Source organism: Amycolatopsis sp. NPDC005003, from assembly GCF_053600695.1.
In genome coordinates this window covers 1-11,595 of the sequence record NZ_JBSGAI010000101.1, presented here as the reverse complement: position 1 = coordinate 11,595, position 11,595 = coordinate 1, and the positions used below count along the sequence as shown (strand labels likewise).

General features: G+C 72.4%; 10 protein-coding genes and 1 rRNA gene. All 11 read right to left on the bottom strand.

The features are described 5' to 3' along the window. Positions 1-94 precede the first annotated feature (94 nt). Entirely contained in the window at positions 95-1,045 is a 951-nt protein-coding gene (locus ACWED2_RS47960) for a copper transporter (protein ID WP_449697173.1), read from the bottom strand. Next, entirely contained in the window at positions 1,042-2,226 is a 1,185-nt protein-coding gene (gene steA, locus ACWED2_RS47955; protein WP_449697172.1) for a putative cytokinetic ring protein SteA, read from the bottom strand. Before steA ends, ACWED2_RS47960 begins: the two co-directional genes overlap by 4 nt. Positions 2,227-2,314: 88 nt before the next feature. Continuing rightward, positions 2,315-3,490 (bottom strand): DUF1266 domain-containing protein, encoded by a 1,176-nt coding sequence (locus ACWED2_RS47950; protein WP_449697171.1) that lies wholly within the window; start codon positions 3,488-3,490, stop codon positions 2,315-2,317. After that, a complete protein-coding gene (locus ACWED2_RS47945; RefSeq protein WP_449697170.1) occupies positions 3,487-4,479 on the bottom strand; it encodes a zinc-binding alcohol dehydrogenase family protein in 993 nt (330 codons plus the stop codon). Before ACWED2_RS47945 ends, ACWED2_RS47950 begins: the two co-directional genes overlap by 4 nt. A 67-nt stretch (positions 4,480-4,546) precedes the next feature. Then, a complete protein-coding gene (gene recN / locus ACWED2_RS47940) occupies positions 4,547-6,328 on the bottom strand; it encodes a DNA repair protein RecN (protein ID WP_449697169.1) in 1,782 nt (593 codons plus the stop codon). Positions 6,329-6,418: 90 nt separating this feature from the next. Continuing rightward, a complete protein-coding gene (locus ACWED2_RS47935; protein ID WP_449697168.1) occupies positions 6,419-7,345 on the bottom strand; it encodes an NAD kinase in 927 nt (308 codons plus the stop codon). Next, positions 7,342-8,169 (bottom strand): TlyA family RNA methyltransferase, encoded by an 828-nt coding sequence (locus tag ACWED2_RS47930; protein WP_449697167.1) that lies wholly within the window; start codon positions 8,167-8,169, stop codon positions 7,342-7,344. The genes ACWED2_RS47935 and ACWED2_RS47930 overlap by 4 nt, the downstream gene beginning before the upstream one ends. Positions 8,170-8,174: 5 nt before the next feature. Then, a complete protein-coding gene (locus tag ACWED2_RS47925) occupies positions 8,175-8,372 on the bottom strand; it encodes a hypothetical protein (RefSeq protein ID WP_449697166.1) in 198 nt (65 codons plus the stop codon). A 17-nt stretch (positions 8,373-8,389) separates the two neighbouring features. After that, positions 8,390-9,355, bottom strand: coding sequence for an HAD-IIA family hydrolase (locus ACWED2_RS47920; RefSeq protein WP_449697165.1), 966 nt, complete (start codon positions 9,353-9,355; stop codon positions 8,390-8,392). After that, entirely contained in the window at positions 9,348-11,408 is a 2,061-nt protein-coding gene (locus ACWED2_RS47915; RefSeq protein ID WP_449697164.1) for a hypothetical protein, read from the bottom strand. Before ACWED2_RS47915 ends, ACWED2_RS47920 begins: the two co-directional genes overlap by 8 nt. A 97-nt stretch (positions 11,409-11,505) precedes the next feature. Continuing rightward, positions 11,506-11,595, bottom strand: a 5S ribosomal RNA gene (rrf, locus tag ACWED2_RS47910); the annotation flags it as partial.

Here is an 11,595-nt window from a genome sequence, read left to right as displayed (position 1 = left end):
GTGTTTTTAAGAGTTGTGAAAATCCTAGCCCCTCGTGTTTTTTTAGTGGGGTTAGACCCCGAATTACCACTCACGACCAGCCGCGGCAGGCTGCTCAGTTGCCGGCGGGTGCGGTGACGCCGGGGGCGGGTGCCTGCGCGTTGCCCGCCACGCCGTAGCGGCCCGCGCCGCCGTCGAGCTGTTCCTTCAACGCCAGCACCGTGCTCACCCGGCCCGCCGCCGTGTCCGCGTTGTCCACTGTGGACAGAATCGATGTCGCCGAGGTGTCCGCCCGCACCACGCCCAGGGCGCCGGTGCCGTCCGCGGAACCGGCGTCGCCCGCCAGGACCGTGCCCGCGCCGCTGCGGTCGAGCTGCGTCGCGAACCGGGCGATCGTGGCCGCCCGGTCGCCCGCGCCGTCGCCGCTCGCCTGGGCGCCGGTGAGCACGATCGCCAGCTGCGCCGGCTTGACGTCCTGGCTCGCCTTGACGAACCCGCCGTCGGTGAGGCCGCTCAGCGCCGCCGCCAGTTCCTCGCCCGAGGACTGCGGTTTCGCCGTGGTCTTGTCCAGCAGCAGCACCGAACCGAGCAGTGCGCCGGCGAGCGTGCCGGAGTCGCCCGCGGTCGGGAACTTCGAGCCGGCCGGCTGCAGCCGCGTGACGACGTCGCGGAGCTGGTCGGCCTTCTCGGGGTCGGCGAACGCCGCGGTCAGCTGGACCTCGCCGGTCACCGACGCGCCGGCCTGGCCGATCAGCTGCTTGAGCGCGTCCCGGTCAGCCGGGCGCGCGTCCTCCGTGGTCACCAACACCACCGAACGCTTGTCCAGCGCACCGGCGACGACCTTCGGACCCATCGAGCCGGCGAAGGCGTCGGCGTCGGTCAGCCGGGCGTTGAGCGCGTTGCGCTGCGCCTCCAGGTCGGCGACCTGGCTGCCGAGGTCCTTCTTCTCGCCCGCCAGCCCGGACAGCAGCGTGCCGTTGAGCGCCGTGGAGCCGAGCACGACGCCGACGGCCAGCGCGAGGAAGCAGGCGGCGATCGAAACGACGTGGTACCGCAGCGAAATCACGTGAACAGTCCCTTGACCCAGGCGGCGAACGAATTCCAGGTGTCCTTCAGCCAGTCCAGGTAGACCGAGCCCACGTCGGACACCAGCAGGGCCGCGGCGACCACCACGACCGCGGCGAGCACCAGCAGGACGACCGCGCCGATCGACACCCGGTTGCGGTGCAGCGTCGCCACCGCCTTGCCGTCGACGAGCTTCGTGCCGAGCTTCAGCCGCGTCAGGAACGTCGACGGGTTCGACCCGGACCGGCCGTGGTCGAGGAACTCGCGCAGGGTGGCCTGGAAGCCGACGGTGACGACCAGGCTGGCGCCGTGCGCGTCGGCCAGCAGCAGCGCGAGGTCTTCCGCGTTGCCCGAGGCCGGGAACGTCACCGCGCCGATGCCGAGGTCCTGGATGCGCTCGACACCGGGCGCGTGCCCGTCCGGCGCGGCGGGCACGACGACCTCGCCGCCGCCGCGCAGGGTCGCGGTGCCGATGCCGGTGGGGTCGCCGACGACGACGTCCGGCTGGTAGCCCTGCACGCGCAGGGTGTCGGCGCCGGCGTCGACCCCGATCATGACCGGGCGGTGCTCGGCGATGTACTTCTTGAGCTTCTTGAGGTCTTCGGCGTGCCCGTTGCCGCCCGCGACGACCAGCACGTGCCGGTCGCGCAGCGCCACCTTGAGCTCGGGCACGCCGACGCCGTCGAGGATCAGCGTGCGCTCGCGACGCAGGAACTCGATGGTGTTCGCCGAGAACGCCTCCAGCTGGGTCGACATCCCGGCCTTGGCCTCGATCATCTGGTCGGCGACGCTCTCGGCGGTCTGCTCGATGCCGGAGGCGACCTGCCGCTCGCCGATGTAGACGATGCCGTCGAGCAGCCGCAGCTTCGTGCCGTCCTTGATCGAGCGCAGCAGTTCGCCGCCGACCGAGTCGACCAGCGGGATGCCGGCCGCGACGAGGATCTCCGGGCCCATGTTCGGGAACCGGCCGGAGATCGACGGCGACGCGTTGACCACGCCGGCGACCTCGGCCTCGACCAGGGCGTCGGCCGTCGCGCGGTCGAGGTCCAGCTGGTCGAGCACGACGATGTCGCCGGGACTGATCCGGCGCAGCAGCTCCCGGGTGCGGCGGTCCACCCGGGCGACCCCGGTGATCCCCGGCAGGGGTTCTTGATTCCGCGTGAGCAGACCCGTGAGCTTCATGTGGCCGATGGTGACAAATTTGCCCATGGGAGGATGCTCGCCACGCCGTAGCCGGCGTGACTCGTTGTGGTGACCTCCCCCGCACGGGTCAGGCCTCGGACTCCTCCGACAGCGAGCCGAAATCGAGGTTCAACCAGGGGCTGGCCGGATCCTGAAGGAGCTGGTGGTGGACGCGCACGGCCGCCGGATACCACTCGCCGAACTCGTCTTCGTCGGAGTGCAGCACCCGGCCCATGACGTACCCCGCCGAGAGGTCGGCCCATGACTGGTGGTAGCGGCGGGCGAGGGAGCCGGCTTCGAGCACCATCAGCTCGGCGCTCAGTGCGTCGCAGTAGCCGGCCGCCAGCCCGCCGCGGGCGATGGCGACCGCGCGGCCGACGTCCCAGGACAGCGCCGTCGTCACGCAGCCGTCCGTGTCGACCAGGCCGTCGGCCCGGAGCCGCCGTTCGCACCGGGACACCCGGCGGACGGTGTCGCGCAGCTCCTCGGCCTGGTCCGCGGCGTCGTTCTCCGTGCACCACCGGTCCACCAGCTGCGCCCAGGTCAGCGGGTCGAACTCGGCACCCGGCAGCCCGTACTCGGCGGCGAACCGCAGGCGCAGCATGAGGACGAGGTTGCCGGGCGTCAGCGCGTAGCCGTCACCGATCAGGCCGGTCATCGTCGCGCGCCAGCCGGGCGGGTCGGGCACGCCCCACCAGTCACGCAGGCTGCGCACTTCGGCGACGTAGTCGTGGTAGCGGCCGTCGAGGAGGTTCCAGGGCGCCGCGTTGAGCACGGCCAGGTGCGCGCCGCAGGCCAGCGCGTGCGCGATGGGCCCTTCGAGGTGCCCGTACGGCGCGGTGATCAGCCGCTCGACCTGCTCTTCCAGCGGCGTGACTTCGCCCGCGTGCGCGTCGAGCCACGGCTGCAGGGTGGCCCCCGGCAGCCGCCACTCGGCGCGGGTGCCGCGGTTGAACACCACGCGCTCGTGCCGCCCGACGCCGTCGACCGCCCAGTCGAGCGCACCGCTCATGGCCACGATGTCCGGGCCGAAGTCCGGCAGCGCGCCGCGGGTGAAGACCTGCAGGAACTCGTCGCCGCCGGTCTCGAAGTAGACGTTCGGGAAGGTTTCCGCCCGCTCGTCGAGGATGCTCCGGGCGTCCACCCGCCGGATCGGCACGAACAGCTCCTCGCCCGCGAGCAGGCCGAGGTAACTGTCGAGATCGCCGTCCCGCCGCGCGGCGGCGAGCTGGGCTTCGACATCGGCGGACGGCGGCAGGATCACAGGGCGGCTCCCTCCGCTCGGCCGGTCCGCACGACGAGCTTGCCCGCCGTCCGGTTGTGCTCCAGGTCGTCGTGCGCCTGCCGGATCTCCGCCATCGAGTACACCTTGACCGGGCCGAGGCTCGCTTCGCCGCGAGCGATCCGGTCGAGGTGGCGCTGGAGTACGGAGGCCGGCAGGTCGTCCGCCTCACCACCATAAGCGGTCAAGCGGACCCCAGCGGGAAGGTAGCCGATCGGATAGAAGTTCGAGATCGTCCATTCGTTGGACAACATGCCGGCGAAGCAGACGGTCCCGTGCACGCGGGTGGCGTTCAGGGTGTCCGGGAGAGCCGGCGTCCCGACGAGTTCGAGGGCGGCGTCGACGCCTTCGGGGGCGATTTCGCGGACCTGCGCCGCGACGTCCCCGTCGTCGAGGATCGGGTGGTCGACGCCGTGTTCGCGCAGGGTTTCGAGCCGTCCGGGCTGCCGGGTGGTCGCGAAGACGGTGGCGCCGAGGTCTTTCGCGAGGGTCGCCGTGGCGAAGCCGAGCGCGGACGTGCCGCCGCGGATCAGCAGCGTCTGGCCCCGCTGGAGGTCGAGGCCGGTGGTGAGCGAGCCGTACGCGGTCTGCAGCGTCTCCGGCACCTGGCCGATGACTTCCCACGGCAGGTCGGAACGGAACGGGATGACCTGGTTCTCGGGCACGAGCGTGTATTCGGCGTAGCCGCCGTCGAAGGTGCGGCCCATGCCGCCCATCATGGTGGCGACCTGCTGCCCTTCAGTCAGGCGCCCGCTCGGATCGGCGTCGACGACCCCGACGGCCTCGATCCCGGGCACGCGCGGGAAGGTGACCCCTTCGGCCAGCCCGAGCCGGGTGTGCAGCTCGGACCGGTTGAGCCCGAACGCCTTGACGGCGATCCGGATCCAGCCCGGTTTCACCTCCGGCAGCGGAAGCTCGGTGAGTTCGAGGTTTTCGACGGGACCGGGTTCCCGGAGTACCACCGCGCGCATCCTGGGTCCTTTCTTCGCAGGCAGCTGCCACCACAACCGCTTGCCCAAGAAGGTTATTCCCAGGAAGCTACTTCTTCTTCGCCGCGCGCTTCTTCTTCGGCTCGAACTCCGTCTTGTCCTTCTCCGCCGTCGCCAGCAGTTCCTCCGCGTGGGCCCGGCCGGTCTCGTTGTCCATGCCCGCGAGCATCCGGGCCAGCTCGCTCACCCGCTCGGTCTGGCTCAGGTTCTTCACGCCGCTTCGCGTGACGCCGCCGCTGTGCCCCTTGTCGACCACCAGGTGCTGGTCCGCGAACGCCGCCACCTGCGGCAGGTGCGTGACCACCAGGACCTGGTGCGTCCGCGCCAGCCGGGCCAGCCGACGGCCGATCTCGACCGCCGCACGGCCGCCCACGCCCGCGTCCACCTCGTCGAACACCAGCGTCTGGACCGTGTCCGCGTGCGCGAGGACCACCTCGATCGCCAGCATCACCCGCGACAGCTCACCGCCCGAAGCGGCCTTGTGCACCGGCAGCGGCGGTGCGCCGTCGTGGGCGCGCAGCAGCAGCTCGACGTCGTCGACGCCGTCCGGACCCGCGTGCACCGCGCGGCCGTCGATGGTCAGCGCGTGCGTGTCGCCGTGCTCGGCCGGGCGCTGCTCGACCGTCACCTCGATCGCCGCCTGGCCCATCGCCAGCCCGGACAGCTCGCGGGTGATCTCCGCGGCCAGCTCGGCCGCCGCCGTCTCCCGCGCGCCCGACACCTCGGCCGCGTGCGCGGCCAGCTGGATCGCGAGCTGGTCGCGCCGCAGCGCCAGCTCGGCGAGCGCCTCCTCCGAGGTGTCCATGGTTTCCAGCCGGCGCCGGGCGTCGTCGGCCCAGGCCAGCACGCCGTCGACGTCCGCCGCGTACTTGCGGGTGAGCCGCTTGAGGTCGGCCTGGCGGGCGAGCACCTTCTCCAGCAGCGCCGGGTCGGCGTCCAGCGTCTCGACGTAGTTGCCCAGCTCGGCCCCGACGTCGGAGAGCAGCACCGACGCTTCCTCCAGCCGGGGCGCCAGTTCGCGCAGCACCGAGTCCTCGGAGGTCGAGAGCCGCCGCAGCGCCTCCCCGACCAGGCCCAGCGCGCCCGGCGCGTCCGGGTCGCCGTCCGGGGAGCCGGACACCGCGACGTGGGCCTCGGTCGCGGCCGCGCGCAGCTCGTCGACCGCCGCGAGCCGCTTGATCTGCGCGGTGAGCTCGTCGTCCTCGCCCGGCTCCGGCGCGACGGCGTCGATCTCGGTCAGCCCGTGCTTGAGCAGGTCGGCCTGCTGGGCCATCTCCCGCGAGCGCGTGGACCGCTCGGTCAGCTCGGCGATCACCGCCAGCCACTCCGACCGGATCTCCTGGTACGCCCGCAACGGCTTGGCCACGGCGTCACCGGCGAACCGGTCGATCACCGCGCGCTGCTCGGCCGGCCGCAGCAGCCGAAGCTGATCGTTCTGCCCGTGGACCGCGATCAGCTGCTCGGACAGCTCCGCCAGCACGCCGACGGGCACGGACCGGCCGCCGAGGTGGGCGCGGGACCGCCCGTCGACGGCGACCGCGCGCAGCGCGATCACGCTGCCGTCCTCGTCGACGTCCGCGCCCGAATCGGCGACGATCCGCTCGGCGCCTTCGACGCCCGAGTAGGTGAACCGCCCTTCGACGAACGCCTTGAGCATCCCCGTCCGGACCTTGGACACCTCGGCTCGGCCCCCGGACAGCAAGTGCAGCCCGGTGACGACCATGGTCTTGCCCGCACCCGTCTCACCGGTCACGACGGTGAAGCCCGCGTGCAGTTCCAGCAGGGCGTCCTCGATCACTCCGAGGCCCTGGATGCGCATCTCGGCCAGCACGCCGCCTACGGTAGCGGCCCCCACCGACACTCTGCGCGCGCGGGCACCCGGCGCGTCGCCGATATGTTCGAATAAAGCGTTCAGCGGTAGTTACTCGCAGGGGCGCGCGTGGCGCTCCCGCCAGCTCTTCACCGGCAGCGAGAACTTCTGCACCAGCCGGTCGGTGAACGGGCCGTCCCACAGCCGGACCAGCCGCACCGGCGTCTTGCCGCAGGTCACGCGCACCCGTGCGCCCGGCGGCAGGTCGATCGGCCGGGTCCCGTCGCAGGTCAGCACCGCGGACGAGCCGTCCGGGTCGATCCCGACGGTGATCACCGAGTCGCGGGAGACGACCAGCGGCCGCGCGAACATCGCGTGCGCGTTGCTCGGCACCACCAGCAGCGCCTGGACGTCCGGCCAGATGATCGGGCCGCCCGCCGAAAACGCGTACGCGGTCGAGCCGGTCGGTGTGGCGCACAGCACACCGTCGCAGCCGAAGGCGGACACCGGACGGCCGTCGACCTCGATCAGCGCGTCCAGCACCCGCTCCCGGGTGCTCTTCTCCACGCTGGCCTCGTTGAGAGCCCAGGTGCGGGCGACCTCTTCACCGTCGTGGGTGACGGTGACGTCGATGGTCATCCGCTCTTCGACCTGGTAGTCGCCGTCGACGACCCGCTGGACGGTGTCGGCCAGCGCGTCCGAGTCGGCTTCGGCGAGGAAGCCGACTCGCCCGAGGTTCACGCCCAGCACCGGCACCCCGGCCGGGCGGGCCAGCTCGGCCGCGCGCAGCAGCGTGCCGTCGCCGCCGAGCACGAAGACCAGCTCGACGCCGTCGGCGGGGTTGTCGTCCGCGTCCACGACGGTGCAGGTTGCGCCGACGCCGTGCAGCTCGGGGTTGATCAGCGCGCAGACGTCGGGCTCGGTCACCCGGATCCGGATACCGGCCTTGGCGAAGCGCGCCGAAACCTCGCGCGCGGCTTCGCCCGTCGCGTCGCGATCGGGGTGCACCATCAGGAGCACTTCACGTTCGGTGGTCATGCGGGCCCTTCCTCGACGGCGGTCCGGACGAGCCGCTCGGCCTCAGACCTGTTTACCGCGTCCACTGTGGACTCGGCCACGTGCTCTTTCCTGAGCCACACGAAGTACTCGACGTTCCCGGAGGGCCCGGGCAGCGGGCTGGCGGCCACCCCGCGCAGCGCGAGCCCGAGTTTCGCGGCTTCGTCGATGACGGTGAGCACCGACTCGGCGCGCAGTTCCGGGTCACGGACGACGCCGCCGCTGCCGAGGCGGTCCTTGCCCACTTCGAACTGCGGCTTCACCATCGGGACCAGGTCGGCGCCTTCGCGCGCGCAGGCCGCGAGCGCGGGCAGCACGAGTTTGAGCGAGATGAAGCTCAGGTCCCCGACGATCAGGTCGACTTGGCCGCCGAGGTCTTCGGGCGTGAGGTTGCGGACGTTGGTGCGATCCATGACCACTACCCGTTCGTCGGTGCGGATCCGCCAGTCGAGCAGGCCACGGCCCACGTCGGCGGCGATCACGGTCGCGGCGCCGTTTCTCAGGAGGACGTCGGTGAAGCCGCCGGTGGACGCGCCGGCGTCGAGGCAGCGCTTGCCCTCGACGCTCAGCTCCGTGAACGCTTCGAGGGCGCCGAGGAGCTTGTGCGCACCGCGTGAGGCCCAGCCCGGGTCGTCTTCGTCCTTGACGACGATGGGGGCGTCGGATTCCACGCCGGTGGCGGGCTTGGACGCGACCATGCCGCGCACGGTGACCTTGCCGCCGGTGATCAGCGCCGAGGCCTGCTCGCGCGACCGGGCGAGGCCGCGCCGGACCAGTTCCGCGTCGAGGCGGGCCCGCTTGGGCACGCCGATCAGACCTTGTCGATGCTGGACAGGGCGACCGTCAGCTCGGTGTGCACCGTGTCGAAGCGCTCGACGTGCTCCGCGAGCGGCAGCGCGTCCAGGTCGTCCAGCCCGGCGACGGCTTCATCGATGCCGGCCCGCGGGTCGGTCGCTTGCGAAAACGAACCAGGCGGCGGGCCCGGGACGGGGAAGGGGTGGTCCTGCACAGTGCAAACGGTATCAGTCAGGACAGTTTCGCTTTGGCGCGCTCGCCGAGTTCGGTGACGCCGGTCTCCCAGGCCGTGTGGCAGAGCGCGCGGAGCAGGTCCAGCTCGTCGCCGTCACCCTCCGCCGTCAAGGTCTGGTTCTCGACGGTCACCGTCCAGCCCGGCCGCGGCCCGATCTTGAGGTCTTCGGCCCGCTCGGTGAGCGCGGTCAGATCCCGGGCGAGGTAGGTGCCACGCTCGGCCGGGATGGCCTTGATCAGCTGTTCCGGTGTCGCGACGCCGGACAGGACGACGAGGGAGTCGATGCCCGCGGCGACCGCGCCGGCGATGTCGGTGTCGAGCCGGTCGCCGACGACCAAGGGCCTTTGCGCGCCCGCCGACCGGGCGGCGGTCTCGAACAGCAGCGGCTGCGGCTTGCCGGCGACCAGCGGATCGACGTCGGTGGCGGTGCGCAGCGCGGCGACCATCGAGCCGTTGCCGGGCAGCAGGCCGCGCTCGCTGGGCAGGGTCGCGTCGACGTTGCAGGCCACCCAGAGCGCGCCGGCGCGGATGGCCAGGCAGGCCTCGGCGAGCGCGGCCCAGGTGTTGTCCGGCGAGTGTCCCTGCACGACGGCCTGCACGCTCGGGGCGTTCTCCCGCACCGGCTTGAGCCCCGCCTGCGTCACTTCGGCGGCGAGCGACCCGGTGCCGACGACGAGGACCTCGGCGCCGGGCTCGAGCCGTTCTTTCAGCAGCTGCACGCCGGCCTGGGCGCTGGTGTGCACCTCGTCGGTCGCGGCGGGCATGCCGAGGCCGGTGAGGTGTGCGACGACCTCGTCCGGGGCCTTGGAGGCGTTGTTCGTGACGAACCGGACGGGGGTGCCGTGCTCCCGCGCGGCCCGCACCGTCTCCGGGGCACCCGGGATCACCCGGGTGCCGTGGTAGACGGTGCCGTCGAGGTCGAAGAGGACCGCGTCGTAGGCCGCGAGGAGGGCGTCACTCATCGGAGGCTTCGGTGTCCTTCGCCTCGGGGCCGGTGTCTTCGTTCTTGTCTTCGTTCGACAGGTCGGCGGCCCGCTCGGCGGCGTCGGTCTCGTCTTCGGCGTCGGCCTCGGCGGCGTTGAGGAACCACCGGATGGCCTCGTCCTTGCGCCCGGCGGCCTCGAGGTTGTCGGCGTAGGCGTAGAAGAGCCGAGCACTCCACGGCTCGCGCTTCTCGGCCTTGAGGTCGTCACCCTGCAGCGAGACGACGGCGGCGTCGAGCTGCCCGAGGTCCCGGCGCGCCCCGGCCGCGACGATCGCGAGCTCGACCTGGGTGGCCTTGTTCAGCTTCGCGGTGTCCGTCTCCTTCGCCAGGTCGAGGGCGCGTTCGGGCCGCCCGAGAGCGCGCTCGGCGTCGGCGATGATGGCGATGTGCTCGTCGCTGCGCGTCATCCGCCGGACGGCCCGCAGTTCCGAGAGGGCTTCGGACCAGTTGCCGGCGTGGTAGGCGACCAGGCCGAGGGCCTCCCGCACGATCGGCACGCGCGAGGCCTTGGCCTTGGCGTACTTGGCGTGCTCGAGCGCGGCTTCGGGATCGCTGTCGATCAGCCCCCCGGCGGCGACCAGGTGCTTTCCGACGGTCTCGGCCAGGCCCTTAGGCAGCGTCCGCAGCTCGCGGCGGGCTTCCTCGTCGAGGTCGGAGAACTCGATGTCCTCGGGCAGCTCGGGCGCTTCGAGGAGTTCCTTGGCGAGGGCTTCGTCGTCGAGCGGGGCACCGACCTTGGGCCGCGGGTCCCGGCGGGGCCGGTCTTTGCGGTCGTCGCGCTTGCCGGAGTCGCGGAAGCCACCGCCGGCGCGTTCGCCACGGTTCTCGCGGCTGTCGCTGCGGGTGTCGTCCCGGCGCGGGTAGCTGCTGCGCTCGCTGCGGGAGTCGTCCCGGCGGTCGTCGTCGCGACGCTGGTAGCCGCCCCGGGAATCGTCGCGACGGTCACGGTCACCGGAGCGGAAGCCACCGGTGCGAGCGCCGCGGTCGTCGTCCCGCCGCTGGTAGCCGCCCCGCGAGTCGTCCCGACGGTCGCTACCGCCGCGGCCGCGGTCGTCCGAGCGGAAGCCGCCGGGCCGGCCACCGCGGTCGTCGCGGCGCTGGTAGCCGCCGCGGGAGTCGTCCCGACGGTCGCTGCCGCTCCGGCCGCGGTCATCGTCGCGACGCTGGTAGCCGCCCGACCGGGCACCCCGGTCGTCGTCCCGCCGCTGGTAGCCGCCCCGGGAATCGTCGCGGCGGTCACGGTCACCGGAACGGAAACCACCCGTCCGGGTACCGCGATCGTCATCGCGGCGTTGGTAACCGCCCCGCGAGTCGTCGCGGCGATCGTCCGAGCGGAAACCACCCGTCCGCGTGCCGCGCGAATCGTCCCGACGGTCCCCGCCACGGTCATCCGAACGGAAACCACCCGTCCGAGCACCACGGGAGTCGTCGCGGCGGTCGCTGCCGCGGTCGTCCGAGCGGAAGCCGCCTGGGCGGCCGCCTCGGTCGTCGTCGCGGCGGTTGTCCCAGCGGGGCTTGCGGTCGCCGTACGAGGACTTGCCCTGCGGCCGGCCGCCGCGGTCGTCGAAGCTGCGGGCCGGCCGGTCGTCGCGGGTGCCGGAACGGCTGTTGCCCCGGTCCTCGTACCGGCTGCCGGAGCGGCCCCGGTCTTCGAAGCGGCCGCCGCCGGAGCGGCTCGGGCCGTCGGAGAAGCGGCTGCCGCCAGGCCGGCCGCCGCTGTCGTACCCGCCCTTGCGGTCGTCGCGGTCACTGAAGCTGCGGCCGCCGCCACGGCTCTGACCTGCGTATCCGCCGCGCTGGTCGCGGTCGCGCGGACCGTCGCCGCCGCGGAAGGGCTTGCCGCCCCCGCGGACACCGCGGTCGTCACGGCGCGGGCGCCCCTGGTGACCACCGTCGCGGCCGCCGCGGTCCTGCCGCGCGCCGCCCTGGCTCTTCCGGGGTCCGTCCGACCGGCCCCGGGAGCCTTCGTCCCGGCGTGCCGACCGGCCGGACCCATCATCGCTTGAGTCTCGTCGACCGAACTCGGACACCTGGCCTCCTGCCATGGAAAAAATCTTGTTCTGGACATACGCGTACGGCCCGCTAGGGCAGCCAACTGGCTATCCTAACGGGCCGTACGGAAGGTAAGTTCGGCGGTGTCCTACTCTCCCACAACCCTTCGGTTGCAGTACCATCGGCGCTGTCAGGCTTAGCTTCCGGGTTCGGAATGGGACCGGG